Genomic DNA, 24,590 nt, shown 5'->3' on the forward strand with positions numbered 1-24,590 from the left:
TATTTTCCTGGCGTTCAGGCAGCACATGAGCACGCCACGCGAGCGCAGGTGAACAGGAAAGCAGAGTGAGCGCTGATTCTGACGTGCCAAGGCGAACTGGCGTGCATTTCGGAGCAGCTGGGAACACCACTCAGCTGCTCCTGCTCCGTTATTGCCGCAACCTCGTTGCTGAATATCCTCACGCCGTTCGCGATTGACCCCTTCGCTTCGCTCGGTCGTCCACGCCACCTGGTATTACTCCAGAAAGTCGTGCAGACCCTGGCCGCGGCTTTCCTGGTACTTGAGCTTGCGCAGCGCCTTGCTCTCGATCTGGCGGGCGCGTTCCCGAGTAACGCCCAGACGTCGGCCTACTTCGTCCAGGGTGTGCTCCTGACCGTCGGCCATACCGGAGCGCAACTTCAGGACCAGTGCCTCGCGTTCGTTCAGGCTGCTGAGGGCCCGTTCCAGCGCCTCACCCAGCAGGTTGCGGTCGGCATTGTCACCCGGCGAGGCCAACTGATCGTCGGAGACGAAGTCGCCAAACACCGCGTCGCCTTCCTCACCCATCGGCGCATCAAACGAAATGGGGTCACGGCTGATCTTCTGAACCTCGTTGACTTTGGCCTCATTCCAGCCAGGCCCCATCGCTTCGGCCAGTTCCAGATCACTCACTTCGCGCGAAAGCTCCATCTGCAGCTGGCGAGCGATCCGGCTGAGCTTGTTGATGGTCTCGACCATGTGCACCGGCACGCGAATGGTGCGCGCCTGATCGGCAAGTGCCCGGGTGATCGACTGACGGATCCACCAGGTCGCGTAGGTGGAAAACTTGAAGCCGCGACGGTACTCGAACTTCTCGACAGCCCGGATCAGGCCGGTGTTGCCTTCCTGAAACAGATCGAGCAGGTTCACGCCACGATTCGAGTACTTCTTGGCAATGCTGACCACCAGGCGCAAATTCGCTTCGATCAGGCCCTGCTTGGCTGCTTCGCCGTCCTCAATCTGGCGCTGCAAGGCGCGACGTTCGCGTTCGCCGAGGTCAAAGGCGCTCTCCAGTTGCTCATGGGCAGCCTGGGCCTGTTCCATGCGACGCGCCAGTGCAATTTCCTCGGCGACGCTCAGCAGGGGGATCCGGCCGATCTCGTGAAGGTACTGCCGGATGGGGTCGGTGTATCCCTCACCCGCACCAGCCAGGATCTCGGTGTCTTCATCCGCTCGGTCCAGCGATGCCTGCGCTTCGGCCAGTTCGGCTTCGGCGAGTTCGAGGTCGGCTTCGGTCAGGTCCTCGGAGTTGTCAAGTTCGGCGGACGCCACGAACAGCTCGCGCTCTTCGGCGAAGGGTTGGGCCTCACCGGGCATTGAACTGACCGGTGGCGTTTCAGCTCGAGCCTGGCCACTGTTTTTGACGCGCGCACGGCGAGGTGCGCGGGAAGTGATTTCATTGGTGGTACTGACAGCTTTGCTTGGCATGATGGTGAGTTCTCCAGAGTGATCGCCCGGCTTTGATGGCCAGGGGGATAAGACGGGTCATGCGACATCGTGAGGGAAGCCCGTAGACTCGTGTCCGCCGGACCACTTCAAGCTGCAGGGTGGCCTGGGCGAATTCACGTGTGCCAGGCGAGGTCTTGTGCGTGTTTCCCGGAACGCCAGAGGGAAATCCCGGGTCCGGAGGTGGCCTGTGGAGCACCCTCCTCCCCACGGCGCCACCCGAAGCGCGCCAACTTTTGGATCGTGTCGGCTCGCGTGCGGCGCCGGGGCTTGCTGGTATTGGCAGACCGCCGGAATCGGCGCACCAGCCATCGGGTTCGACTTGTGCGGACAACGTCGATCTTGACTCAAGAGCTTGACTCAAGAGATTTTGGCATGTCAGATACCGCTCGACGGACGAAGCCAGAAGCTTCCCGTCGGCGGTCTATAAGAATACTCCCTGGAGCCCTTTCTGTCAATGGCAGAAAAACTGCGGGCGCGCTCAGCTGGACGACGGTATGAGCTTCAGGAAGGGCTCTGGCGCGGCAGACGGGCCATGTCTCGCCAGAAGCGGATCAGCACCTCGAAAAGCTCCTCGTATTCCGCTAAGTTCACGGGCCGCCACACGTAAGCATTGGCGTGCGCCTCGTACGCCCGGTAGACCTCGAGGTCGTACTTCGAGCCTGTCAGGACGATCAGCGGAATCTGCATCAGTCCCTGGCGCTGTTTGATTTCGATCAGAAAGTCAAGGTCCAGCACGTTCGGCGGATTGAAAATGATCAGGTCCGGCAGTGACTGCGATTCCAGGTGCTGCCAGGCCGCGTGGGCGTCGAGGACATGACGCAAATCCACCTGCGGATGCCGGGCGTCGAAGACGGTCTGAATGAGTGCTGTCTCGATGGGATCTTGCTCGATCAGCAAGATGGAAAGGGGTTGGGCACTCATCGGGTCACCTTAAACGCCACGCTTTAGGAGAAGCTGAACTTCCACTAAAAGCCGCACAGAAGCGCGACATGCCCGCGACTCAACGCTCGATGGCCGAAATGCGAAACGTCGGGATGACGGCGGGCCGGAGCGTGTTGGTACAGATACAGGCGCGGTCGGCCATCTCGACGAGCTTTTCCAGCAGGGCAGGGTCGGCGCAGCGGGCCCCCACCACCACCTCGATCTCAGTGAAGCGACTCGGAGCGCTCGCCAGCGTGCCAGTCACCTCCAGCCGCACGTCGTGAATCTCGGCCTCACGCGCGCGGATCGCCGCGAGCAGGTTGCTCATAAAACAGCCTCCCAGCGCGACCAGCAGGTACTCGCCGCCCATCATACCGCGGTCCTCGCCCCCCTTCTCGGTTGGACGGTCGATCAGCACGTGGTGCGTGCGGGCGACCCCTTCAGCGGTCGCCACGCCAACCTGATGAATTTGAACTTGAATTTGCATGCCTGTCCTTTCAGTACACACCGGTGACGCAGCGCCGCTTCCGGAACGGCGCAGGATCGACTGGACGACTTCCCCGTGATTCTTGCCTGTTCGGTCCAGGCTTTTCATGAGAGGGCCGAGAGCGTGCCCTTCACCGGCGACGAACGCGGTCCGGCAGCCGGCGTGACGGGCGCCGTCGCTGTCCCATCCGTGTGCACGCCCTGGACCGAGCCTGCGCTTCGAAGTGCTCGGCAGGTCAGGCGGGGACCCGCGCCCGGGGCGTCGACAAGGCCCACGGCTCACGCAATCCTTCCGGCCTGAGTACTGAGTAGTTCCTCAGCCACGTCCGCACAGCGGCGCTCGACTCAGTCGCCGTCGCTCTGTGGACTCCGCTGCGCCGCGTGACGAACCCGGATGAAACCTGTTGCAGCAAGTCACGACCGGGCGGTCACGGGGCAGTCCCCCGGCGTGCCCGGCGTGAAACCTCTCCTCGCTCCGGACATCCACGATGACGCCTTCCTGCTGCGCGCAGGCTGCTCAGGTCCTCTGGAAGGAGACGCTTCATGCGTGCCGCCTGAAAAAACATGCTACCCATGGCCATCCCAGGACACCCCGCAGCGGCTTACACAAGCGGCCAAGCGGCCTGGTGTTCCGGCGTGCGGTAGGGTGGAAACCTACGCACCCTCCAGGGAGGAAACGCTTGAATTCGCCCATCATTCATGCCTCGGACCTTGGCCGCACTTACCGCGTTCCCAAAAAGCGCCCGGGATTGCACGGAGCCCTGCAGGACCTGCTGCACCCCGAGTACCGCACGGTCGAAGCGGTGGGAGGCGTCAGCTTCGAGGTGCTGCCCGGTGAGAGCGTCGCCTACCTCGGTCCGAATGGTGCCGGCAAGAGCACCACCGTCAAGATGCTCGCCGGAATTCTGAAACCCACGCAGGGGAAAGTGCGCGTGCTGGGGTTTTCTCCGCACGCCGAGCGTCAGGCCTACGTGCGCCACATCGGCGTGGTGTTCGGGCAGCGCACGACCCTCTGGACGGATCTGGCAGTCATCGAGTCCCTGCGTCTGCTGCAGCGTGTGTACCACATTCCAGAGCGCCTCTTTCAGGCAAGGCTCGCGATGTTCGACGAGGTGCTCGACCTGCGCGCCCTGCTGGCCACCCCGGCACGCAAGCTGTCGCTGGGGCAGCGGGTGCGCGCCGACCTCGCCGCGGCCCTGCTGCACGACCCGCGCGTCGTGTTCCTCGACGAACCGACCATCGGCCTCGACGTGAGCGTCAAGGCCCGCATCCGCGAGTTTCTGCGCCGCATCAACCGCGAACTGGGCACGACGCTGCTGCTCACCACGCACGACCTGGGGGACGTCGAAGCGATCAGCGGGCGCGTCATGGTCATCGACCGCGGGAGGCTGATCTTCGACGGAACGCCGGGCCGCCTGCGCAGCGACCTGGGACGCGGCGACCGCCTCAGGATCGTCTCGCCGCACGGCCAGCTGGACGATCTGAACCGGGCAACCGCGGCGCTGGGCGTCAGCTGGGCTGACGAAGGCAACGGGCGGCTGTGCGCGGTGTACGACGCGCGGCGGGTTCGCACACCCGAACTGGTGGCACTGACGCTCTCGGCGGTGCCCGTTGAGGACCTCGAACTGCGCGAAGCCAGCATCGAGGACGTGCTGCGCGAACTGTACGACCGGAGCCGGCATGACTGAGCGCGCGGTCTACGGGGGCTTCGTGCGCCTGAGGTTTCTCGACCTCATCGCCAACCGCACGCGTTTTCTGATCGGTATCATGTCGTACTTCATCTATGTCAGCGTGTACGCCGCCATCTACCGCGCCATTTACCAGGGCCAGCAGGAAGTGGCGGGCCTCTCGCTGCTCGGTGCCCTCACGTACGTGGCACTGGCGTGGGTGCTGCGTTCGCTCTATACCAACGCGCTCGACCGCGAGGTGACCGAGGACGTGCGGCGCGGCGACATCGCGCTGTTTCTGCTGCGTCCCGTGGACTACCCGTGGTCGAAACTCGCGGGCGCCGCCGGTGAGGCCCTGGTGCGCGCGCTGCTGTTCACGCTTCCCTCCGGAGCGGTGATCCTGATGGTGTACCGCGCCTTGCCACCCGCCAGCCCTGGCGCCGCACTCGGCTTTCTGGTCGGGGCAGTCCTGGCCTTCACGGTGTACTCGCAACTCAATCTGCTGGTCGGCATTGCCGCCGCCTTCACAGAGCACACCATCGGTCTTCAGCGCGCCAAGAACGCCATGGTGGACCTGCTGGGCGGGGTGCTGATTCCGCTGCCGTTCTTTCCCGAGTGGGCGCAAGGGGTGCTGGCGTGGCTGCCCTTTCAGGCCGTCGCATACACGCCCGTGGCCATATACCTCGGCCGGACGGACGTTGTCAGCGGGCTGCTGGTGCAGACAGCCTGGTCGGCCGCGCTCTTCGTGCTGGTGCGCCTGCTGTGGCGGCGGGCCCTCGACCGCCTGACCGTGCACGGAGGCTGAGGTGAGGCGTCAACTGTCCCTGACCCTGGCCTACGTGTCGATGCTCCTGAAGGCGCGCCTGAGCTACCGGGCGGACTTTCTGGTGCAGGTGGGCTCGGACCTGCTGCTGCAGGCAGTCGACATCGCGTTTCTGGCAGTGGTGTTTTCGCGTGTGCGCTCACTGGCGGGCTGGTCCTTCGACGAGGCGCTGTTCATTTATGGTTTCTTCCTGATTCCCTTCGCGCTCTTCAACGCCTCCTTCGCGGCGCTCTCGGATGTGGGCGGGCGCTACGTGGTGGGCGGCGACCTCGACCGGGTGCTCACGAGGCCGCTCAGCGCCCTGCTGCAGGTGCAGCTCGAACTGTTGCGCCCGCAGGCCCTCAATGGTGTAATGCTCGGGGTCGTGGTGCTGGGAATCGCCTCCGCCCGCCTGGGGGTGACATGGACGGCCGCCGACATCCTGGCCGCCCTCTCGGGCATCCTGGGCGCGTGGCTGGTGTACGGCGGCGTGTGGGTGATGGTGGCGAGTTTGTCCTTCTGGACGCAGGAGCGGAGCGCCAGCCTTTTTCCGGTCGTCTACAACTCCATCAATTTCTCACGCTATCCGCTGACGGTGTACCCGGCGGCCGTGCGCTTTGTGCTGACCTTCGTGCTGCCGTATGCCTTCATCGCCTTCTACCCGGCGGCGGGCCTGCTGCGTGACGAATACGCCCGCCTGGGATGGCTTACCCTGCCCGTCGGCCTGACGGTCTTTGCGCTCTCGCTCGTGGTCTGGCGGCGCGGCCTCGCGCGCTACGAGGGCGCCGGGTCCTGAGGCCCGGGTCCGCCTAAACCAGGCGGGCACATCGGGGCAGGCGACTGACAGAGAGCGTGCGCTAGCCTGGAAACACCCTTCTCAGCGCGCCGAAAGGAGCAACACCATGACGCGACCCAAGCCGAGCTTTCAGGAACTCTACCCGGGCTACCCGGAACCGGTTTTCGAACCGCTGGTGTTCCACCGCTTGCCCCCCCAGGAAATGCAGAAGCGCGCCGAAGCGTTCTACCGGGAACTCAGCGCCCGGCGAACCACCCGGCATTTCAGCACGGAAAGCGTTTCGCGCCAACTGATCGAGCTGGCGGTCCTCAGCGCGGGCACGGCGCCGAGCGGCGCTCACCGTCAACCCTGGCGCTTCGTGGCGGTGCAGGACCCCGAACTCAAACGCCGCATCCGCGAAGCCGCCGAAGAAGAGGAATTCAGGACCTACACCGCGCGGATGCCCGAGGAGTGGCGCGCAGCCCTGGCGCCCCTCGGCACCGATTACGTCAAGGAGCACCTGACGGATGCGCCCTGGGTGGTGGTGGTCTTTCGCGAGAAGTTCGGTCTGCGCCCCGATGGTTCGACTTACAAGAACTACTACACGACCGAGAGCGTGGCCATCGCGGTGGGCCTCTTCATCGCCGCCGTGCACCACATGGGGCTCACCACCCTGACGCACACGCCCAACCCGATGGCGTTTCTGGGAGAGTTGCTCGGGCGTCCCAGAAACGAGGAGGCGATGCTGGTCCTGCCGGTGGGGTACCCGGCGCCGGGCGCACAGGTCCCCAGATTGCAGCGCAAAGCGCTGCGCGAGATCTTTCAGGTGGATGCCGGGTGAAGGCGGAGCGCACGCTTCAGGCACGCCATGCGGGATTCCGGCCGGAACGCCCGTTGCGGGTGCTGCTGGTGGGTGGCGGGCACGCCAACATCGCCCTGCTGAAGGCCGCGCGTCGCTGGACCGCCCGGGGCGTGGAGGTCACGCTGATCAACGATACCCGTCACCTGCTTTACTCCGGCATGACGCCCGAATACCTTGGCGGGGCGTACCGGTTGAGCGAAATCCGCATCGATCTGCTGCGCTGGTGTCTGGCCGCCCGCGTCCGCTTTCTGCAGACCCGCGCGACGGGCATCGACCTGAAGCGTCGCACCGTCCTCACCGAGGAAGGCACAGCCGTTGCCTGCGACCTCGCGGTGTTCGACGTGGGCGCCACCAATCCCCGCCAGGCGCGCGCGGGAAACGCGGTCCTCACCAAACCCCTGCACCACGTGCTGCGCCTGGAACGGTGGCTCGCGGACGTGCTGTCGCGCGAACAGCCGGTCCGTTCGCTGGTCATCGTGGGCGGCGGAAGCGCCGGCTGTGAGGTCATGCTGAACGTCAGCGCCCGCCTGCAGCGCAGTGCGCGCCCGCACGCGCTGCGCCTGACGCTGCTGCACGCCGGGCAGACGTTGATGCCGCAGTTCGCGCCCCCGCTCGGGCGCCGCGCGGGGCAGCTCCTGCGCGCACGCGGGGTGGACGTGCGGCTGGGCGCGCAGGTCGAGCAGGTTGAGGACGGCGTCGTGCGCCTGCAGAACGGCGAGCGCGTGGCACAGGACCAGGTGGTGTGGGCCACCGGTACCAGCGGACAGCCGCTGTTCGCCGACTCCGGGCTGGCCGTTGATGAGCGGGGTTACGTGTGGGTCGACGGCTTTCTGCGCGTACCCGGTGAGCCCTGGCTGTTTGCGGCCGGTGACTGCGCGCGCATGGAAGGCCCGATGCTCGAACGCAGCGGCGTGAACGCCGTGAAACAGGGCCTGACCCTGCGGGCAAACATGGAGCGTCTTGTGGATGCCTGGCAGGCCGGAAAGGGCCCGGATACGGTGGGGCTCGCCGCGTTCAAGGCTTACCCGGTGGCGCCCTACCTGCTCTCCACCGGGGAGCGTGAAGCGCTGCTGGCCCTCGGGCCGCACCTGGGGCTGCGCGGTTCACTGTTGCTGACGCTCAAGCACCTCGCGGACCGGGTCTGGATCGGGCGCTACCAGTTCGCAGACGAACGCGGCGAGCGCTGAGGCCGCGTCAGCGCTCGCCGCTGTTCAGGCTTCACCGCGCCCGTCACCGCGCCCGTCACGGCGGCGGCCAAAGGCGTGTCCCCGTAGGAACAAGCCCAGGTACGTCTGGCGGACCGCGTCCCCGAACGTCGGGTATGGCGCGCTCAGCAGTGCAAGGCGTAGGGGGTGAACTCCCAGCCGGGCGGGCAGGCTGAGCAACTGAATCAGTTCGCCCGCCCGGCTTGAAACGGCCTGCGCGCCCAGAATGCGCAGACCGAGCGGCGTGCCGAGCCAGCCTTTCAGGGCGACCAGCTTCACAAAGCCGCCCTCTCCCTCGGTAATGGCGCGGTCCAGACGGCGCAGGTCGTATTCCACGACCGTCACGCGCCGACCGAAGCGGCGCACGGCCTCGTGTTCGGTCATGCCCCAGTGCGCGATCTCGGGATCGGTGAAAACGACCCAGGGGATATCCTCGGCCCGCGACGCCCGCGACGCCCGCGCACGCAGGCGTGCGAGGAGCCTTCCCGGGACGCCGAGCGTGCCGAGACCGGCGAGCGTGCCGCGCCCGGTGGCGCCGTGCGTGAACATGGGACTCCCCACCACGTCCCCCGCGCCGCTCAGATAGGCGCAGCTGACCGAGCGCATGCGGGTGTTCACCTTCAGCCCCCCCTCGTCGAACTTCGCGCCGATCACCTCCAGGCCGAGCCCGCGTACGCGGGGCCGCTTGCCGGTGGCGAGCAGCACATGCGAGGCCTCCAGCGCCGCGCCGCCGCGCAGGTGCGCGCAGATTCCGTCCGGCATGCGTTCCAGACGCTCCACATGGCCCTTCAGGTGAACGCGCACCCCGTCGGCTTCCAGCGCCCGCAACAGCGCCCGCGACGCCGCCGGGTCGCTTTGGGGCAGCAGTCTTTCGCCCGAGTGCACCAGCGTGACGTCGCTGCCGAGCCGGACGAAGGCCTGCGCCATTTCGCAGCCCTGAGCGCCGCCCCCGAGAATCAGCAGATGACCGGGCTGCACGGGCAACTCGAAGAGCGACTCGTGCGTCAGGTAGGGCACCTCGGTCAGGCCCTCGACTGGCGGCAGGACCACTTCCGAACCGGTGGCGAGCACGAACTCCCGGCCCACCAGGCGGTGGGTATGACCGCCACACTGCACTTCCAGCGTGCGCGGCGCCACGAAGCGCACCTCACCATTGACCACGCGCACGCCGCTGTGCTGCACCGCGCGCGGCGAGTCGAACTCCTGAAAGGCCAGCCGGGCGCGGTCGAGCGCCGCGCGGACGCTCGACCAGCACGGCGCTCCCAGCGACGCCAGACCGAGGGACTCGCTCGTCTTGGCGGCGTGCACGCGCCGGGCCAGCGCAAGCAGCGTCTTGGACGGCACGCATCCGGTAAAGAGGCACTCTCCGCCCAGCCGGTCACGCTCCACGAGCATCACGCGTTTCCTGGCGGTCGCGGCGAGCTGCGCAGCCGTGAGACCCGCCGAGCCTCCGCCGATCACGATCACGTCCGCGCGCAACGTCTGGTCACCCAGGACGCACGGCACGTTCCACTGTGCGGCAGGAGGGGTATCCGCTTCCCGCTTCACTCGAGCGCCTCGAGTTCCAGTCGCTCGATGAATTTTGCCAGGCCAGGAACGTTCACCCGGTAATCGCCGCGGGTCCCGAGCACCAGTTCCTGCGTCCTCCATGCGCTGATGGCCTGCGTGGCACTGACCCGGCTGGCGCCCGCCATACTGGCGATCTCGTCGTGCCGAAGGTCGATTTTCAGGTGGTATACGCCCTCCCCCACCTCCTCGCCAAGTCGCGCGGCGAGTTCCAGCATCACGCGGGCGAGCCTGATCTGCACGGGCTGGGTCATGACGTGCAGCTTTGCTTCGAGGTCCGCGTTGCGGCGCGCCAGCACCATCGCGAAGGTCAGTGCGACGTTCGGCAGCCTCGCCGCGACTTCCAGAAACTGCTCGCGGCTCACCGGGCACACGACCGTCGGCTCGCTCAGGCACACGGCGTCGGCGAGGCATTGATCGGCTCCGGTCAGGAAGTTCTCCCCGAAAAAGTCGTCGGGACCACACACCGAGATGACCCGCTCGCCGCCCAGCCAGGTGGGCTGGGCAAGCTTCACGTGCCCTTCGAGCAGGATGTAGAGGCACCCGGCCGGATCGCCATGGCGGAACACACGCTCACCCCGCGCGAAAGGACGCGGCGGGCAGATCTGGCCCATCAGCTGCATATCGCGGTCGCTGAGGGACTTCATCCAGTCGGTCTCGGTGACTGCCCAGGCTTTCGTGGCACTGCCTTTTAGGGTACCGCGCGCGTGCGGAGCGACGCCCAACATCGACAGCAGGCGCCGGGCGGGATCGAAGACTGTCATGACCGCCCCTCCTGCACGTAAACATACTCCCGGTGGCTGCGCATGTCTCCAGTGTGCCCCAGCGTGGGCGCGCGCGTGTCGCCATGACGACACGCGCCGGGACAAGCGGGCTGGCGAACTCAGACTGGTTTAAGAAGTCAGCCGGGTGCGGGGCACCGTGCGTCCGGCCATCGCCGCGTAGGTCACGCCGAGAACGACGCCGAAGATCAGGTGGCCCAGCAGGCTCATCAGGTTCGGCATGCTCAGGGCACTGGCGAACTGTGGGCCCATGCCCATCATGACGGGCATCATCAGCAGGGGTCCCAGTACCCACCACGCCAGGCCGTACAGCGCGCCGAGGCCCGCAGCGGACCCGGTACCCCGCACGCGCTCTCCCAGGACCAGCGCGAAGCCCAGCCCGATCACTGCACTGATCAGGAGGTGCACCAGCAAACCGACTGCGGCACTCTCGCTGCCGACAAGGCTCGCAATCATGGGCAGCATGCCCATGGTGGCCATCATCACCCCAAATACCACTCCGCCTGCCAGCCCGCCGACGACGCCTGCCTTCAGGTTCTGCGTATTCATAATTTTCCTCCAGGTTCAGCGTCGTCCAACACCGGGGGACGGTGTGTCAAGCGCTTGACATACGGGCAGATCCATGGCCAGGAGGCATGATGCATGAAGCACAGCTCAAGCCACTCTGTTCTCTGGGCGACACGCCCGCGGGTGAGGCTGCGCTGCAATGAGCCTGGAGCGGTGGTGTGCCGCTGGCCGTCACGACGGCGGGCGGCACCCCGGCCTATGCCAGGCACAGCATTCCAGAGACACGGGAGGTTTCAGATGCGAGCAGTATGGAACGGCGTGACGATCGCGCAGAGTGACGACATCGTCAAGGTGGAGGGCAACGCGTATTTCCCGAGGGAAGCCCTGAGCGACGCGCTGATCAAGGACAGCGCCACCAACACCGTCTGCCCCTGGAAGGGCACGGCGAGCTATTACACCCTGGTGGTGGACGGCAAGGAAAATCCCGACGCCGTGTGGTACTACCCGGAACCCAAGGACGCGGCGAAGAAGATCAGGGGCCGGGTGGCCTTCTGGCGCGGCGTGGAGATCCTGCCCGACTGAGCGCTGAAAGGAGCGAGCGGCCCCTGTCGGGCCGCTCGCTCCTTTCAGCGCTCAGCGCGGCGCGTACAGCCGGGTTTGCGGCGCGTACGCCGCCCACGCAAACCAGAAGTGGTTTGCGTGGGCGATCGCCCGCAGGGTCCTGCCTTTCAGCGGCCCGCTGATGGCGCGTCCGGCGATGCTCCACAGGCTGCCCGTCTCACGGTCGCGAAAGGCGCCTTTGACGCGTTCGAAGGTGAGCGACCGTTCCCCGAGACGCCGGTCGAACACCACACCCGCGCCTACATCCCGCGCTTCGCCGATCTGGGCGGTGTCGAGCGCGCTCGCGGTTCCCGCCGACCAGAACACCACCACGGGCGTATCCGCCACGCGGTCGTTCACAACGCCTCCTTTGGACAGCACCCCGAAAGGATACGCCGCGTGCGTGTCACCCACGCTGACCGTCACGACGCGTTCCTTGGGCGCCAGGCGCCCGTCGAGCGGTCCGGAATACAGGAAGGGCGGTTCGTCCGCGTCGTCATACCCCACGTAGGGATTGCGGCCGTAATCACGGGGGTACCCAGTGTTTCTGGAGAGCACGCGCGCCTCCGGCGCCTCGCGCGCGGCTTCCTGAAAGGAGACAATCAGGCTCGGATAAATTCGCAGTTGCGTCCCGGCGAGCGTTCCGACGATGCCACGCCCGATGGCCTGATACCACAGCGAGTGCGTGGCGGAGTCAAACATCACCAGGTCGCTTTTGTACAGCATGCCTGAGACGCCAAAGGTCACCAGCAGTTCGCTGCCCGGAGTGCCGCCCAGGCGCGAGCGCTGCTCGTCGCCGACCGGCACACGACGGTCGGCGACGAGCGCCGTATTGCACAGCGGACAGAAAGTCACGGCCACCGGAACGCGCCCCAGGGTGACGTTGGCAATCTCATGCCAGATCAGCACCTGAAGCGGAAAGATGCCCGTCTCGCCGTCCACGCTCACCAGAATCACCGGCTCGCGCGGCGTGAGCCACTTCGCGGCCTGCTTCACCGTCTCGAAGCGAGCTGGACGGGTGTCGGGCAAGCCGGCGTGGTCCTCCTGAAAGCCCAGCGGCGGAATGCCGTTCGGCGGAGGACCACCCGAGCGCAACTCGTCGAGCTGCACGGTCTTGTACTGCGACTCAACCTTGAGGGCGTCGATCTGTTCGGGCTGCGCGTGCGCCCCACCGAACAGCAGGGTCACCGTGGCCAGGAGCGGTCTGAGCATGTGGGTCTCCTTCGCGCTCCGGTACGGCCCGCCACGCCGCACATCCCAGGATCAGAACCCAGGAACAATCAGCAGTGGCAGCTGGAGGCACATCAGGCTCCTTTCCTGCCGAAAGCAAACCAGGAACGCTGCCACAACAGCCTGACACGCGCTTCACGGCGGGTGTGTTGTGCGGACAACACGGCTGGGCCGGGCAGCGCGCTACAACACAGTGAAGAGAGACAAGCTCGGAACCATGAAAGGATCAACCATGCGAGTACTGACGACTTTGCTGCTTCTAAGCCTGGGCGTCGCCCAGGCTGTGCGCCCGGGCGACGTCGCTCCGAACTTCTCCCTGAAAACCGAGGCCGGAAAGACGGTGTCCCTGAACAGCCTGCGCGGAGAGCCGGTCGTGCTGACCTTCTGGGCCACCTGGTGCCTGGTGTGCAAGGAGGAGCTGCCCGAACTCAATCAGGAAGCGCGGGCGGCGAAGCTGAAGAACATGTACGCCGTGAGCGCCACGGACAGTGCCAAAGACGCCCTGGCCTATTTCCGCAAAAACGAGCTGGGTAGCGTTACACCCCTGGTGGACGCGCCGGGCACCAAAGGGACGAGCACCGCGGCCAGCGTGGCCCGGGCCTACCGGATCATCGGGCAGCCGGTGTCGGTATTTATCGATAAAGCGGGCAAGGTCTCGGCAGTCCACTCCGGGTACATGCCACCCGAGCAGTTTCGCGTGTACCTGAAGACCATCCAGACGCCATGATCTCCAGCCCCAGCTTTCTGTTCGCCTTCGGAGCGGGGCTGCTGTCCTTTCTGTCACCCTGCGTGCTGCCGCTGCTGCCGGCGTATCTGGGCTTCCTGACGGGCATGAGCCGCGGGGAACTGTCAGAGCGCGCCGCACGGCGTCCGGCCCTCAAGCACGCGCTGGCGTTCCTGGCAGGCTTCGGGGTGGTGTTTCTGGCGCTGGGGGCGCTGGTGGAGTCGGCCAGCATCATCCTGACGACCTATGGCACACCGGTGCGGGTGCTGGGCGGCGTGATCGTGCTGCTGCTCGGTCTGGTCACGCTGGGCGCATTGCGGGCACCGTGGCTGAAGATGGAACGGCGCACACACCTGGCCCGCAAACCCGCAGGCTACCTGGGCAGCGCTCTGGTCGGGCTGGCCTTCGCGGCGGGCTGGACGCCGTGCATGGGACCGATCCTGGCGGGCGTGCTGTTCGTCGCGGCGCAGCAGCCGGGGCTGGGCGTTCCGCTGCTCCTGACCTACGCCCTGGGCTTCAGCGTGCCGTTTTTGCTGGGCGCCCTGTTTCTCGAGCGGATCCGCTTGCTCGGGCGCTTCACGCCCACCCTGGAGCGGGTGGGCGGCGTCATGATGGTGGTGGCGGGCGTGCTGCTGCTCACCAACGGCTTTGCGGTGATGAGCCAGTACCTCGTGAACGTCCTGGGTTTTCAGGGCTTCTGAGCGGCCGGTTACTGAGCGGCCAGGTTACAGGGTGGGCGCCCCGGCGGTACCCTCCACCCAGCGTTCACCGTTCACGCCGACTTCCAGTTTCCAGACCGGAATATGCACCTTGAGGTGCTCGATCAGAAAGTCGCAGCCCTCCAGCGCGGCGCGGCGGTGCGCGCTGCCCACGGCGATGATGATGCTCGCCTCGCCGGGCAAGAGGCGACCCGTGCGGTGCGCGAGATACACCCCGCCAAGCGCGAACTTCGCGCGTGCGGCGTTCGCGGCGTCCTGCAACACCCGCCGCGCCATCGGTGGATAGGCTTCGTAGTCGATAAAAGCGATGTCCACTCCCTGGTTGGGCGAGCGGACAGTCCCGACGAAAAAGGCCTGAGCGCCCCACTGGGGCCGCGTCACGAAATCCTGCGCCTCGCCCAGGCTGAGGGGCGCGTCGGTCAGCAGGCAGGTGTCCGCCTCACCCTGTCCTTCGCCGCTGCCGCCGGCGACGGGCGGCAGAAACGCGACCTCGTCCCCGTCCCTCAGCAGGGTGTCGGGCGTGGCGTACTGCTCGTTCACGGCGATCATGCAGCCCTGCAGCGAGACGCCGTGCTGCTCGCTCACCCCGGCAGCGAGGTCACGCGCAGAGCTGCCCGGCGGCAGTTCGACGTGCACCTGTTCCGTACCGGCCTCGCGTTTCAGCCGCGCGAAGAAGAGGACGGTGACGTTCACGCCGTGCGCCCTTCAAGACGATTGGGCGTGCAGCGATGAAAAAAAACGGAGGGGGCACGGACAGTGCCTGAAAGTCGCTGATGAATGGGTCGCTGGGTCATAAGCTGCATCGCGTAAAGGCTCCTCAACCGCCGATGTGGGACATTTCGACTTTGGTGCGTGGGGTGGCTTCGGTGCGCTCCTCGGAATAGCGGTCGGTCCGGCCACGCCAGACCTCTTCGAGCAGCGCGTAGAGTTGGTCCTCGCCTGCTCCTTCTCGCAGGGGCGCGCGCAAATCGGTGCCGCCCGAGGCGAAGAGGCAGGTGTACAGCACGCCCTGCGCAGAGAGGCGCGCCCGCGAGCAGTCCCCGCAGAAGGGCGCCGTGACGCTGGAGATCAGGCCGACCTCGCGGCCCTGCCCGTCCACATAGCGCGACGCGACCTCACCGCGGTAGTTGGGGTCTGCCGCCGTGAAGTCACCGCCCAACCGGGCGAGGACCTCGCCCGAGGGAACAACGTGCTCGGTACTCCAGCCGTTGTGGTTACCGACATCCATGAACTCGATGAAGCGCAGCACGTGCCGGTCACGGAAGTATTCCCACAGGGCGCGCAGCTGGTCGTCGTTCACCCCGCGCTGCACGACGGTGTTGATCTTGACGCCCAGGCCCGCCTGCGCGGCGGCCTCGATGCCTTCCAGCACCCGCTCGACCAGGACGTTCAGACCGTTCATGCGCCCGAACACCACGGAATCGAGGGCGTCGAGGCTGACCGTCACACGCCGCAGTCCGGCGGCCCTCAGGGCCGGGGCGAGGCGGGCGAGCAGCAGCCCGTTGGTGGTGAGGGCGACATCCTCCACCTCCGGAATTCCCGCGAGGCGCGCGATGAGCTCGGGCAGATCGCGGCGCAGCAGCGGCTCACCACCCGTCAGACGCAGCTTGCGCACGCCCGCGCGCACGAACACCCGCGCGAGCGTCTCGATTTCCTCGAAGGTGAGGAGCTCGGCGCGTGGCAGGAACGCGTAGTCCGGCCCGAACACCTCGGCGGGCATGCAGTAGGTGCAGCGCAGGTTACAGCGGTCGGTCACCGAGATGCGCAGGTCCCGCAGGGGGCGGCTGAGGGCGTCCAGCAGGAGAGGCACACGCCCGTTATAGCCCTCGGCGGGAGAAGACGAGGCGACTTGTCTCGCATTCGTGAGTGCATGAGGAGACTCGCAACCTGTCAGGGCGCCCGGCGGGCGACGTGAACCGAACACTGCTGGCATGGCGGGGAGCGGAGCGGGGGTGCTGCTCGCGGCGGGCGCGTCGAGCCGGATGGGACAGCACAAGCTGCTGCTCGGCGTGGCCGGAGAGCCGCTCGTGCCCCGCTCGGTGCGCGCTGCGAGCAAGCGGGCTCGGCGGCGTGCTGGTCGTGACGGGCCGCGAAAGCAAGCTTGTGGCCGCGCTGAGCGGGCTGGCGTGCAGCTCCGTGGGGCTGTCGGTTGTGGGGTTTACTGTGGTCATCATGGCCGCGCTGAGACAACGCGGTCGCACCGCACGGTCGTGGTACGGTCAACAAAGCACCAAGACGCGTCGGCATTTCGGTGAGTCGCTGTGGTCGGAGGATATGGCCATCCGGGCGCTGCCCGAAGGTCGGTCAGGAAGCTCGGCTATTGGTGGGCGTCGAACAGCTGAAAACAGGCTTCGGTCACGACGCCGAACACCAGGTGTCCTGCCAGGCCGCGCGCGTGCGTCTGCCAGGGAAATGCCTGTGGCGGCTTGGTCAGACCGAGGGCCGCGTTTCCTGCCTCGTCGACCGTCAGCCAAAATGCCGCGCCGAACAGCAGTCCTTTCGACCAGCCGGACAGCGGAACAGCGTCACGCATCACCCCATACGCCGCGCCGGCTGCCAGGCTGAGCGCCCAGTGAATGGCGGACCCGTACTGCTGTCGTTGGTCGTCATCGAGTTCCTGGTCCATCAATTCCGCTGCCTTCTCTGCCGCGACGCCATACGCCATCTTTCCGTCACGCGCCGCATCTTCGCGCTCGCGGGCCTGCTGGTTTTCCTGGTCGTACAGGTACGACGTCGCTTTCCCCATCATCCACGCCGCTGCCCCTCCAGCGAGCGCACCCAGGGCCGCCTCAACCAGCATGTTGCGTTCCTTGATCATGTCCATCCTCCTGTAAGGCACCGGTTCAAGACCCGGCGCTTCTACTGCACTGAGCTTGACGGCGTGATGGCCATGAGTACCCGTTCGAATGACGGCTGTTTCAGGCGTGGACATCCTTGGTAACCGGGGAGTCACCCGTTTGCTGCGCGCGGGCCCCACTCTGCACGCCAACCGCAACCTCCACACCAACGTATCCAACGTCACCCGTTCCTGCCCGGGTCCTCAGTGGGAATCGGACTGGTAGAAGTGCGCGACAACCGCCCCGTACAGCAAATGTCCCAGCAGGAACATCATGACGCTCCCCGGCCCGTACCCAAGCGCGAACCTCCTCAGGGCCGGTGTTCTGCCGTCCTGCACGGTGTGATTCCTGGCGTCCAGGCCAGGCAGGACGAGGCTGGCAATCAGCCAGTGCACCAGACCGAGCTGTGCCCCGAAAGCGGGTGGACGGGACCGGACACGTTCCAGGATGGCCGCATACGGTAACGCAATCAGCATGGAAAGCAGCAGATGCGCCCCTATCCCGCTCAGCCTGCTGCTCAGTCCGTCCGTTCGGCGCGTGACCATGCTGCCCTCGTAGCGGGACATGCTCAGGCGGCTGAGGCCCGACTGATGGGCCGCAAAAGCAAAAGCTTCCATGGCCAGCGCGCCGAGAATACCTGCTTTCACCGTTCTCGCGATGCGGATCATCAGGGCCTCCTTTGACGATCACTCCAAGGGAAAGACTGATACCAGAAGTGGCTTTCGCACGGCGAACCGCACGGAAACGAACCAGGTGTCAGGCTGAACTCCGGGGTCCACTGCTCTGAGTCTCTGGCACGAGGGACAAGAAGCAAGGGACAATCTGGCGCGTTCACCTTGGCGTGCCCTGACCCCTTTCCAGGGTGAACCCCGAAAGGACCATCCATACAAAACGAGCACGACCCGAGCGTGCTCTCTGCACGTACTGGACCCAGGGCTTCAGGAGCGGGCGGCACTTCTGGCTCCCACAGTCTGTGTGAGGTCCTGGGGGCGGGGTGGATGGAGTTCGCGGTCCATCACACGCAGCACGGCGTCCGTCACCATCCCGAGGACAATGTGCTCGACCAGGCCGCGCGCGTGCGCCTGCCACGGGTAAGCGCGCGGACCGCCAGACAGTTTCAAAAGCGGGTTCACCAATTCGTCGTTCATGGCGAACAGGCTCAGGCCGTACAGGAATCCTTGCGCCTTGGAAAGCTCCCTGAATCGGTGGCGCAGCACGCCGTACAGTGCGGCTGGCAGAATGCCCAGGGCGAAATGCGCGGTGACGCCCCACGGATTGGGCTGCGGCGGAACGAGCTGCTTCCCCAGGGCGTTCGCCACTCGGTTGGCGATGTTGTGCGCAGGATCCATGCCGTTCGGGCGGGCCTCGAGCTCCTGCTGCAGTGCCCGCTCGTCTTCTCGCAGGTACATGTACCAGCCGATGCGGTCCATCATCCAGACGCCCGCTGCTCCCGCAACTGTCCCTTTGATGGCCTCGTTCAGGACGTTCACCGCTGATGAGTTCATGCAGTCCTCGCTCCCCTGCGCCTGACGGGCGCCCACTGGCTTCACTGATAAGGCTGGCCGTCCTGGTTTCCGCAGCTATTTTTCAACCTAATACGGTCTTGCGTTGAGGATCTTCCGAGGAGCATGCTGAGGCGTGCCCCCCGAAGTTCGTTTGAAGCCGCACTTGACCTCGGATGAATTGCGCAAGTGCTATCGGTGCTGTGCTCACCCTGCCGACAAGACACGCTGGCACGCCTTGTGGTTGATCTCGCAAGACAAGGCCAATCGCCACGTCGCGCAAGTCGTCGACCGTTCGCATACTTGGGTCAACGACCTGGTGCGTGCCTACAACGAAGGCGGACCCAACGCCGTACCCACCCACAAGCGTGCAGGCGAAGCACGCGGCGGCAAGAAAGCGGTCTTGGACGTCAGCGGCGTCTTGGAACTCGGGCAAGCGCTCGACACCGAGGCACCGCCAGGCGGGGGACTGTGGACGGGCGCAAAGGTCGCGGCTTGGATTGCAGCGAAGACGGGCCATCGTCCTGACCAAGCGACCGGCTGGCGATACTTGCAAAAGCTCGGTTACAGCCAGCAAACGTCGCGTCCCGCGCATCCCCAGGCGGCCAGCAAGGAAGAGCAAGCGGCGTTCCAAAAAAAATCCTCGCACTGAGTGCCAAGCTCCAAGCCGAACATCCGGACAAGGACGTGCGGTTGTGCTTTCAGGACGAGGCGCGGTTCGGTCTCAAGCCCACGTCTCGCCGTCTGTGGGCCAAGAAAGGTCAGCGACCGACGGCGCCCAGTACCGTCAAGTACCAGTGGACGTACCTGTACGCAGTCGTCGAGCCTGCGCTGGGTCGGGTGTTCTGGTTCGTATTGCCGAAGGTTGACACGTGCGTCATGAGCGTCTTCTTGCGCGCCTATGCGGCTTCACTACCCGAGAAGGTCATCGCCCTGCTCGTGCTTGACGGTGCAGGCTGGCATTCGACCAGGAAACTCAAGGTGCCCGACAACATCGTGTTGGCCGTCTTGCCACCCTACTCGCCCGAACTCAACCCAGCTGAACGCTTGTGGACCTTGGTGCGTGAGGCGACGCACCACCAGACCTTCACTGATCTCGACGCCCTCGAACAGCGGCTGTGCACTCGCTGCGTGGAACTCGATGCACAGCCACAGGTCATTTCATCCGCAACGGCCTACTTGGGCTACTACCCTGAAAGTTCATGAATGCAATACCGTATAAGTGCTATGAGTGCGGCTCTTGTGTACCCACCGTAAAGCGCCGTTTATCCAACCGGCCGACCTGACACTTCGTACGTTGCGGGAGGACGGTATCGGAGACACAGTTGCCCGTCAGGCAAGACGAACGGCCGCCAGGCTTCCAGCGACCTGTACGTCTTCCTGCACCACCTCCAAGCTGAGTTCTCACCGTAATCGGGTGGATCACGTCAGGCAGCCCGGCAGCCAATGCTCACGAAAAGGCAGGTGCGGCGTCCACGTGGACGCCGCACCTGCCTTTTCGGTAATCTCAGCCTTGACGCTGCTTGTGCTTGACGTTCTCGCAGATCACCAGAACGCGCCCGTGGCGGCGGACGATGCTGCATTTGTCGCAGATGGGCTTGACGCTGCTTCTCACTTTCATGGTTTTCTCCATTGCCTGCTCTTCGGACCCAACGTGCGAGGTCCACGAGCATTTCGGGTGTGTCGTCGGGTGCGCGGAACGCACCACAAGAGTATAGCAGAACACGAAAGAAATCTGCGCAAACCGCACGCAGGTTCGGCACTTGAAGGCTGCCTGTTCAAGGTGCCGCCAAAGCCCCGCGTTAAGGCATAGAGCGCAATCCTTGTCGTTCGAGGTCCGTCAGAACGTGAGTACGGTGTACCCCTCGCGCACCAGGGCCGCGAGGCTGGCGTGCTGCTTGTATTCGCTCAGTGCCGGAATGCCGGCCTCGGTAATCGTGTCCAGGACGCCGTGCGACCGGGCACACAGCTTGCACGCCCCACGTACCTGGGGACGTACCCGCTCGAACAAGGTGTGCAGGCGGCTCTCGGAGTCGAGCACGGCCGCGAGGCTCTCGGTGCCGCTCCCGTCGAACACCACCGTCACGTCATCTCCACTCTCGATGAGTTCCTCGGCAGTCACGAGCGCCCGGTATACCCGGGCGCTGTCACGTTTGATGTCTTCAAAAATAACAAGGGCAATCTTGAGGGGTGCAGTCATGGTAAATCCTTTCAGGGAAAAGAGGGGTTGACCCGGGCGGGCTGCTGCTGAGATTCACGTTTGAATTTCAGCAGCTCGCGTTTCCTTTGCATGGCCCGGCGGTGGCGTGGGAGGCCGGGTGTACTTCGGCGCCCTTACAGGCTGGAGTGATCTTTGACGGCCACTTCGAGCCGGTCCTTGATACTCGCGTAAAATGCGTCCACCTGCTCGGGCTGCTCGATGTTTTTCCTGAAGAATGCCCGGCGTTCCTCGGGAGCGGTGATGATGTCGGTCTGATCCGCCTTGAGACCGTCTATGACAATCCGGGCGACTTCGTCCGCCGTCTGGTAATGGAAGCCGAGCTCGGGCCCCGCGGCGTTGCTTTCCATCATGGCCGTGCGGGTCGCCCCGGGAAACACGGTGTGGACGCTGACACCCTCACCCTGCAGCTCGCGCCGCAGCGCTTCCCCGAACCGCGCGATGCCGGCCTTGGTGGCTGCGTACACCTGGTAGAAGGGCCCACCGACCAGGCCAAAGCCGCTGGAAATGTTCACCACGGCGCCTCCCCCATCGCCCCGCAGGGCTGGGAGCGCCACGCGCGTCAGCAGGATCGGGGCGGTGAGATTCAGGTTGATCATCGCCAGGATGTCCTCAGGGGTGAGGTTTTCCAGACGGCCCGCACGGACGTTCCCGGCGTTGTTCACCAGCATGTCGAGCCGGCCAAAGGTGTCCACAGCCTGCCGGACAGCGCGTTCCTGCACGGCCGGATCAGTGATGTCACCGATGACGCCCGTGGCCTGAGCGCCTTCTCGGATGACGCGGTCCACCGTGGCCTGTAGGGCGTCCGCACGGCGCGCGACGAGGGTCAGGCGCGTACCTTCGCGGGCAAAGTGCTCAGCAAGGGTGGCGCCGATGCCACCACTTGCGCCGGTGATCAGGATGCTGCGTTCCTGGAGATTCATGCTGGCATCTTCCTGCCCGACTGCCGCAAACGTAGTGATGCACGCCGCATTGCCGCGCGTCCACCGACATCCATCAACGTGCGGGAAGCTCAACCTCGATGGGCGTCAAACTTCCCGCACGTTCGGCAGGATGGTCAAGCAGTTCCTGACGCACAGCCCGGTGATGGCGCCCTGCGGCGGGCCCGCGCCAAGAACCGGTTCTTGCTCCGGTCTGCGTCGGTTATTCCATCTCGGGGTCGGCTGTGCGGCGTCCCGAAGCGCGGATGTCGAGGTTGAGGTACTCCGGGCGGTGGTAATGCCCCGTCACGTCCAGGGTCATGCGTTCTTGCAGATTGCGCCGCAGATCGAGCTCCGCCACCAGAATTCCAGGCTCGTCGTACAGGGGCTCGACGACGTAGGCTCCGTCCGGTCCGATGATGGCGCTGCCACCCCGCATTACCAGCGTGTCCATGTTGGCTTGCAGTTCGGGCAGCAGCTCCAGCCCCGGCGGCAGCGCCGACGCGCGCATCAGGCTTCCCGCGGCGAGAACGAAACAGCGGCCTTCGAAGGCGTAGTGACGGCTGGCGATGTGGTGCATTTCCTTGACGGTCGGCCAGGTGGCCACATGAATGTCTTCCGCCTGTTCGTGCAGGGCCTGACGGGCCAGCGGCATCCAGTGCTCCCAGCACACCAGGCTTCCCACACGGCCGACGGGAGTGTCGACGACGCGCAGTCCGTCCGCGTCACCTGGTCCCCACACCAGGCGTTCGGTGTAGGTGGGAACGAGCTTGCGGTGGTGGTTGAGCACCTTTCCTTCCGGGCCGATCGTGAGGATGGTGTTGTACAGCGTGCCGTGTCCGCGTCCTGTGGACACGCGCTCGATCATGCCGACCACCAGGGTCGCCCTGGCAGAGCGGGCCGCGTCGCGCAGCCGGTCGACGGCAGGACCGGGCAGGGCGACGCTGTTCTCCATCATCTGCGCAAAGGCTTCCTTGACCGGAAGATGGTCCCACAAGGCCACATCACGCGCGATGTCGAGCCAGGCGGGATAACCAGGCAGCCAGGTCTCGGGAAAGGCGATGAGCTGCGCGCCCTTCGCGGCGGCCTGATGGCAGAGTTCGGCGGTGAGTTCCAGGCCCCGCTCGAGGTCAGGAGCCACTTCCGCCTGCACGACGGCGACAGTGACGCTCATGCTGGCCGTCCGTGGGGAGAGGTGCCCCTTCGAGTGGACAGCTGCGGCATAAGGGCCATTCCCGATCTCGCGCGGCCAACCTCGTCCAAACAGGGATTCATCCACCAAGCCTAGCAAGACCTCAATGTGAACGATCCGGGCGTGAGCCACGCAGTGCAAGAACTTTACGCCCCTGAATGGTCGCTCCGGCTCTCGAGGTGTATCTCTGTCCAGTCCGGGCTGCGCGTGCAGTGAGCCACTCCACCGGCACAGGCGCAGTTCATCCGTGGGGTCATACTTATTTTCTCGTCTGACGTGCAAATGTCGTCATAATTGACGCCGTGGCCGATTCCGTCCCGCTCGCCGTGATCGTGCTGACCTTCCTGTTCGCGGGATTCGTCAAGGGTGTGGTCGGCTTCGGTCTTCCATCGGTGGCTTTGGCAGTCCTGACCGCCGTGATCGGGCTTCACCCGGCCATGGCGCTGCTGCTCATGCCGTCCCTGATGACCAACCTCTGGCAGGCCTGCCAGGGCGGTCACTTTCGAAAAATTCTCAGGCGCGTGTGGCCCTTCCTGCTGGTCGCAACCCTCACGGTTTGGGTGGGAGCGCAGGCACTCAGGCGAGTCGATGTCTGGGTCCTCTCAGCGCTTCTCGGCGTACTGCTGGTGGCTTACGCGCTCGTCGGACTGCGCGGTCCGCGTATCAGGATTCGCCCTGCCTGGGAGATGTGGGCGGGTCCGCTGCTGGGAGCGGTGAACGGGGTACTGACAGGTCTCACCGGATCGTTCGTGTTTCCGGGCGTGCTGTACCTGCAGGCCATCGGTCTGCCGCGCGACTCCCTGGTGCAGGCGATGGGATTGCTGTTCACCACCTCGACGATTGGGCTCACGCTGGCGCTGGGAAGTCAGGAACTCCTTACCGCACAACTCGGGCTGCTGTCTGCCGCCGGCGTGGTGCCCGCCGTCGTCGGAATGATGCTCGGGCAGAAGGTAAGGCACCGGATCGCCGAAGGTCACTTCCGGCAGGTGTTTCTGATGGCACTGCTGCTGCTGGGTCTGTACATCGTCTTCACTTCTTTTTAGAGCATTTGTCATAGGGATGAGAGGGGCAGAGCGTGGTGGAACCAGCCAAGGATGTCGTTCGGAGTCACAGCACGCAAAGCAAAACCCAAAGCCTCGATCACTGTCTCCGTGGTCCTGGCCGCAGCTTTCCGCAACAAGGCTTTGAGTTTGGAGAACAACATCTCGATGGGATTGAAATCCGGGCTGTACGGCGGGAAATACACCAGCTGGCAGCCTCGCGCCTCGATCAACGCTCGGACCTTCGCTCCCTGATGCGACGACAGATTGTCCATCAGCACCGTCTGCCCGCTTTGCAAGGTCGGGCACAGCACCTGATCCACGTACGACTCGAACACCGCAGCATTCACCGCTCCTTCGATCACCAGTTCCGCCTGCGAGCCCCGCGAGCTCATGGCACACAGCAAGGTGAGGTTCTTGCCGGTGTTTCTCGGAACGCGGGCAAAGGCTCGCTGATTTCGTGGGGCCCTGGCATAGACGCGACTCATCCCGGTGTGGAAGCCACTTTCGTCGAAGCACACCAGGTCGTGCAGCTTCAGTCCAGTTATCTCATTCACAAAGGCGGCTC

Annotated in this window: 29 protein-coding genes; 12 read left to right on the forward strand and 17 right to left on the reverse strand. The window is 65.3% G+C overall.

Features of this window, described 5'->3' with window-relative positions; translation table 11 throughout:
- Positions 1-234 precede the first annotated feature (234 nt).
- The 3 genes from DEIPE_RS03155 to DEIPE_RS03165 all read right to left on the reverse strand — a co-directional run bounded on the left by DEIPE_RS03155 (position 235) and on the right by DEIPE_RS03165 (position 2,875).
- Entirely contained in the window at positions 235-1,446 is a 1,212-nt protein-coding gene (locus DEIPE_RS03155; protein WP_157448747.1) for an RNA polymerase sigma factor, read from the reverse strand.
- A 522-nt stretch (positions 1,447-1,968) separates the two neighbouring features.
- Positions 1,969-2,388 (reverse strand): response regulator, encoded by a 420-nt coding sequence (locus DEIPE_RS21955; protein ID WP_015234545.1) that lies wholly within the window; start codon positions 2,386-2,388, stop codon positions 1,969-1,971.
- A 79-nt stretch (positions 2,389-2,467) separates the two neighbouring features.
- Entirely contained in the window at positions 2,468-2,875 is a 408-nt protein-coding gene (locus tag DEIPE_RS03165) for an OsmC family protein (RefSeq protein WP_015234546.1), read from the reverse strand.
- A gap of 679 nt (positions 2,876-3,554) precedes the next feature.
- Between DEIPE_RS03165 and DEIPE_RS03170 the strand changes: the two genes are divergently transcribed.
- The 5 genes from DEIPE_RS03170 (at position 3,555) to DEIPE_RS03190 (ending at position 8,167) form a co-directional block, all read left to right on the forward strand.
- Entirely contained in the window at positions 3,555-4,562 is a 1,008-nt protein-coding gene (locus DEIPE_RS03170) for an ABC transporter ATP-binding protein (RefSeq protein WP_015234547.1), read from the forward strand.
- Positions 4,555-5,346 carry an ABC transporter permease gene (locus DEIPE_RS03175; protein WP_015234548.1) on the forward strand — a complete coding sequence of 264 codons (792 nt, stop codon included), beginning with the start codon at positions 4,555-4,557 and terminating at the stop codon, positions 5,344-5,346. Before DEIPE_RS03170 ends, DEIPE_RS03175 begins: the two co-directional genes overlap by 8 nt.
- A gap of 1 nt (position 5,347) precedes the next feature.
- Positions 5,348-6,139 carry an ABC transporter permease gene (locus DEIPE_RS03180; RefSeq protein ID WP_015234549.1) on the forward strand — a complete coding sequence of 264 codons (792 nt, stop codon included), beginning with the start codon at positions 5,348-5,350 and terminating at the stop codon, positions 6,137-6,139.
- 106 nt (positions 6,140-6,245) lie between these two features.
- Entirely contained in the window at positions 6,246-6,959 is a 714-nt protein-coding gene (locus DEIPE_RS03185; protein ID WP_015234550.1) for a nitroreductase family protein, read from the forward strand.
- Positions 6,956-8,167: an FAD-dependent oxidoreductase gene (locus tag DEIPE_RS03190; protein WP_015234551.1), complete on the forward strand. Its 1,212-nt coding sequence runs from the start codon at positions 6,956-6,958 to the stop codon at positions 8,165-8,167. Before DEIPE_RS03185 ends, DEIPE_RS03190 begins: the two co-directional genes overlap by 4 nt.
- Positions 8,168-8,191: 24 nt before the next feature.
- On the opposite strand, the gene DEIPE_RS03195 is transcribed toward DEIPE_RS03190, so the two are convergent.
- The 3 genes from DEIPE_RS03195 to DEIPE_RS03205 form a co-directional block, all read right to left on the reverse strand.
- Entirely contained in the window at positions 8,192-9,733 is a 1,542-nt protein-coding gene (locus DEIPE_RS03195) for a dihydrolipoyl dehydrogenase family protein (protein ID WP_015234552.1), read from the reverse strand.
- Positions 9,730-10,515, reverse strand: coding sequence for a Crp/Fnr family transcriptional regulator (locus tag DEIPE_RS03200; RefSeq protein ID WP_015234553.1), 786 nt, complete (start codon positions 10,513-10,515; stop codon positions 9,730-9,732). The genes DEIPE_RS03195 and DEIPE_RS03200 overlap by 4 nt, the downstream gene beginning before the upstream one ends.
- 129 nt (positions 10,516-10,644) lie before the next feature.
- Positions 10,645-11,082: a hypothetical protein gene (locus DEIPE_RS03205; RefSeq protein ID WP_015234554.1), complete on the reverse strand. Its 438-nt coding sequence runs from the start codon at positions 11,080-11,082 to the stop codon at positions 10,645-10,647.
- A 255-nt stretch (positions 11,083-11,337) separates the two neighbouring features.
- On the opposite strand from DEIPE_RS03205, the gene DEIPE_RS03210 reads away from it, so the two are divergent.
- Positions 11,338-11,622: a DUF427 domain-containing protein gene (locus DEIPE_RS03210; protein WP_015234555.1), complete on the forward strand. Its 285-nt coding sequence runs from the start codon at positions 11,338-11,340 to the stop codon at positions 11,620-11,622.
- A 51-nt stretch (positions 11,623-11,673) separates the two neighbouring features.
- On the opposite strand, the gene DEIPE_RS03215 is transcribed toward DEIPE_RS03210, so the two are convergent.
- Positions 11,674-12,852: a DUF3179 domain-containing protein gene (locus DEIPE_RS03215; protein WP_015234556.1), complete on the reverse strand. Its 1,179-nt coding sequence runs from the start codon at positions 12,850-12,852 to the stop codon at positions 11,674-11,676.
- Between the two features lie 250 nt (positions 12,853-13,102).
- On the opposite strand from DEIPE_RS03215, the gene DEIPE_RS03220 reads away from it, so the two are divergent.
- Both DEIPE_RS03220 and DEIPE_RS03225 read left to right on the forward strand, forming a co-directional pair.
- Positions 13,103-13,597 (forward strand): TlpA family protein disulfide reductase, encoded by a 495-nt coding sequence (locus DEIPE_RS03220; protein WP_015234557.1) that lies wholly within the window; start codon positions 13,103-13,105, stop codon positions 13,595-13,597.
- Positions 13,594-14,295 (forward strand): cytochrome c biogenesis CcdA family protein, encoded by a 702-nt coding sequence (locus DEIPE_RS03225; RefSeq protein ID WP_015234558.1) that lies wholly within the window; start codon positions 13,594-13,596, stop codon positions 14,293-14,295. The genes DEIPE_RS03220 and DEIPE_RS03225 overlap by 4 nt, the downstream gene beginning before the upstream one ends.
- A gap of 24 nt (positions 14,296-14,319) precedes the next feature.
- Here the strand turns inward: DEIPE_RS03225 and moaD are convergent, their stop codons facing one another.
- Positions 14,320-15,006, reverse strand: coding sequence for a molybdopterin converting factor subunit 1 (gene moaD / locus DEIPE_RS03230; RefSeq protein WP_015234559.1), 687 nt, complete (start codon positions 15,004-15,006; stop codon positions 14,320-14,322).
- 124 nt (positions 15,007-15,130) lie between these two features.
- Positions 15,131-16,123: a GTP 3',8-cyclase MoaA gene (gene moaA, locus DEIPE_RS03235; protein WP_041230668.1), complete on the reverse strand. Its 993-nt coding sequence runs from the start codon at positions 16,121-16,123 to the stop codon at positions 15,131-15,133.
- Positions 16,124-16,295: 172 nt separating this feature from the next.
- Here moaA and DEIPE_RS25440 point away from each other — a divergent pair, with 172 nt between their 5' ends.
- The gene (locus DEIPE_RS25440) at positions 16,296-16,568 is read left to right on the forward strand and encodes a hypothetical protein (RefSeq protein WP_425387728.1); all 273 of its coding nucleotides are present in this window, start codon (positions 16,296-16,298) and stop codon (positions 16,566-16,568) included.
- A 62-nt stretch (positions 16,569-16,630) separates the two neighbouring features.
- Here the strand turns inward: DEIPE_RS25440 and DEIPE_RS03240 are convergent, their stop codons facing one another.
- From DEIPE_RS03240 to DEIPE_RS03250, 3 genes are all read right to left on the reverse strand, one after another.
- Positions 16,631-17,131, reverse strand: coding sequence for a DUF1440 domain-containing protein (locus tag DEIPE_RS03240; RefSeq protein ID WP_015234561.1), 501 nt, complete (start codon positions 17,129-17,131; stop codon positions 16,631-16,633).
- 222 nt (positions 17,132-17,353) lie between these two features.
- On the reverse strand, positions 17,354-17,818 hold the full coding sequence (locus DEIPE_RS03245) for a hypothetical protein (RefSeq protein WP_015234562.1): 465 nt from the start codon (positions 17,816-17,818) through the stop codon (positions 17,354-17,356).
- Positions 17,819-18,088: 270 nt separating this feature from the next.
- On the reverse strand, positions 18,089-18,655 hold the full coding sequence (locus DEIPE_RS03250; protein ID WP_015234563.1) for a DUF1440 domain-containing protein: 567 nt from the start codon (positions 18,653-18,655) through the stop codon (positions 18,089-18,091).
- 241 nt (positions 18,656-18,896) lie between these two features.
- On the opposite strand from DEIPE_RS03250, the gene DEIPE_RS03255 reads away from it, so the two are divergent.
- Both DEIPE_RS03255 and DEIPE_RS03260 read left to right on the forward strand, forming a co-directional pair.
- Positions 18,897-19,304: a winged helix-turn-helix domain-containing protein gene (locus tag DEIPE_RS03255; protein WP_157448751.1), complete on the forward strand. Its 408-nt coding sequence runs from the start codon at positions 18,897-18,899 to the stop codon at positions 19,302-19,304.
- A gap of 35 nt (positions 19,305-19,339) precedes the next feature.
- Positions 19,340-19,858 (forward strand): IS630 family transposase, encoded by a 519-nt coding sequence (locus tag DEIPE_RS03260; protein WP_041230670.1) that lies wholly within the window; start codon positions 19,340-19,342, stop codon positions 19,856-19,858.
- Positions 19,859-20,159: 301 nt separating this feature from the next.
- Here DEIPE_RS03260 and rpmJ read toward each other — a convergent pair whose 3' ends face one another.
- The 4 genes from rpmJ to DEIPE_RS03280 all read right to left on the reverse strand — a co-directional run bounded on the left by rpmJ (position 20,160) and on the right by DEIPE_RS03280 (position 22,964).
- Positions 20,160-20,273, reverse strand: a complete 114-nt coding sequence (gene rpmJ / locus DEIPE_RS03265) for a 50S ribosomal protein L36 (protein WP_015234564.1) — start codon at positions 20,271-20,273, stop codon at positions 20,160-20,162.
- 219 nt (positions 20,274-20,492) lie between these two features.
- Entirely contained in the window at positions 20,493-20,852 is a 360-nt protein-coding gene (locus DEIPE_RS03270; RefSeq protein ID WP_015234565.1) for a DsrE family protein, read from the reverse strand.
- Positions 20,853-20,986: 134 nt separating this feature from the next.
- A complete protein-coding gene (locus tag DEIPE_RS03275) occupies positions 20,987-21,793 on the reverse strand; it encodes an SDR family NAD(P)-dependent oxidoreductase (protein ID WP_015234566.1) in 807 nt (268 codons plus the stop codon).
- A 220-nt stretch (positions 21,794-22,013) separates the two neighbouring features.
- Positions 22,014-22,964, reverse strand: a complete 951-nt coding sequence (locus tag DEIPE_RS03280; RefSeq protein ID WP_015234567.1) for a carbon-nitrogen hydrolase family protein — start codon at positions 22,962-22,964, stop codon at positions 22,014-22,016.
- Positions 22,965-23,284: 320 nt separating this feature from the next.
- On the opposite strand from DEIPE_RS03280, the gene DEIPE_RS03285 reads away from it, so the two are divergent.
- Positions 23,285-24,025, forward strand: a complete 741-nt coding sequence (locus DEIPE_RS03285) for a sulfite exporter TauE/SafE family protein (RefSeq protein WP_015234568.1) — start codon at positions 23,285-23,287, stop codon at positions 24,023-24,025.
- 8 nt (positions 24,026-24,033) lie between these two features.
- Here the strand turns inward: DEIPE_RS03285 and DEIPE_RS03290 are convergent, their stop codons facing one another.
- On the reverse strand, positions 24,034-24,579 hold the full coding sequence (locus tag DEIPE_RS03290; protein ID WP_041230611.1) for an IS630 family transposase: 546 nt from the start codon (positions 24,577-24,579) through the stop codon (positions 24,034-24,036).
- Positions 24,580-24,590: the final 11 nt, after the last annotated feature.

Source organism: Deinococcus peraridilitoris DSM 19664 (genome assembly GCF_000317835.1).
GTDB classification, from domain to species: Bacteria; Deinococcota; Deinococci; order Deinococcales; family Deinococcaceae; genus Deinococcus_A; species Deinococcus_A peraridilitoris.

Bases quoted from the DNA above. Each gene is read 5' to 3' on its own strand.
- DEIPE_RS03220 (WP_015234557.1), top strand. From the start codon at position 13,103: ATGCGAGTACTGACGACTTTGCTGCTTCTAAGCCTGGGCGTCGCCCAG.
- DEIPE_RS03225 (WP_015234558.1), top strand. From the start codon at position 13,594: ATGATCTCCAGCCCCAGCTTTCTGTTCGCCTTCGGAGCGGGGCTGCTG.
- DEIPE_RS03245 (WP_015234562.1), bottom strand. From the start codon at position 17,818: ATGATCCGCATCGCGAGAACGGTGAAAGCAGGTATTCTCGGCGCGCTG.
- DEIPE_RS03175 (WP_015234548.1), top strand. From the start codon at position 4,555: ATGACTGAGCGCGCGGTCTACGGGGGCTTCGTGCGCCTGAGGTTTCTC.
- DEIPE_RS03200 (WP_015234553.1), bottom strand. From the start codon at position 10,515: ATGACAGTCTTCGATCCCGCCCGGCGCCTGCTGTCGATGTTGGGCGTC.
- DEIPE_RS03185 (WP_015234550.1), top strand. From the start codon at position 6,246: ATGACGCGACCCAAGCCGAGCTTTCAGGAACTCTACCCGGGCTACCCG.
- DEIPE_RS03280 (WP_015234567.1), bottom strand. From the start codon at position 22,964: ATGAGCGTCACTGTCGCCGTCGTGCAGGCGGAAGTGGCTCCTGACCTC.
- DEIPE_RS03275 (WP_015234566.1), bottom strand. From the start codon at position 21,793: ATGAATCTCCAGGAACGCAGCATCCTGATCACCGGCGCAAGTGGTGGC.
- DEIPE_RS21955 (WP_015234545.1), bottom strand. From the start codon at position 2,388: ATGAGTGCCCAACCCCTTTCCATCTTGCTGATCGAGCAAGATCCCATC.
- DEIPE_RS03205 (WP_015234554.1), bottom strand. From the start codon at position 11,082: ATGAATACGCAGAACCTGAAGGCAGGCGTCGTCGGCGGGCTGGCAGGC.
- DEIPE_RS03210 (WP_015234555.1), top strand. From the start codon at position 11,338: ATGCGAGCAGTATGGAACGGCGTGACGATCGCGCAGAGTGACGACATC.
- DEIPE_RS03155 (WP_157448747.1), bottom strand. From the start codon at position 1,446: ATGCCAAGCAAAGCTGTCAGTACCACCAATGAAATCACTTCCCGCGCA.
- DEIPE_RS03270 (WP_015234565.1), bottom strand. From the start codon at position 20,852: ATGACTGCACCCCTCAAGATTGCCCTTGTTATTTTTGAAGACATCAAA.
- DEIPE_RS25440 (WP_425387728.1), top strand. From the start codon at position 16,296: ATGGGACAGCACAAGCTGCTGCTCGGCGTGGCCGGAGAGCCGCTCGTG.
- rpmJ (WP_015234564.1), bottom strand. From the start codon at position 20,273: ATGAAAGTGAGAAGCAGCGTCAAGCCCATCTGCGACAAATGCAGCATC.
- DEIPE_RS03240 (WP_015234561.1), bottom strand. From the start codon at position 17,131: ATGATCAAGGAACGCAACATGCTGGTTGAGGCGGCCCTGGGTGCGCTC.
- DEIPE_RS03215 (WP_015234556.1), bottom strand. From the start codon at position 12,852: ATGCTCAGACCGCTCCTGGCCACGGTGACCCTGCTGTTCGGTGGGGCG.
- DEIPE_RS03250 (WP_015234563.1), bottom strand. From the start codon at position 18,655: ATGAACTCATCAGCGGTGAACGTCCTGAACGAGGCCATCAAAGGGACA.
- DEIPE_RS03165 (WP_015234546.1), bottom strand. From the start codon at position 2,875: ATGCAAATTCAAGTTCAAATTCATCAGGTTGGCGTGGCGACCGCTGAA.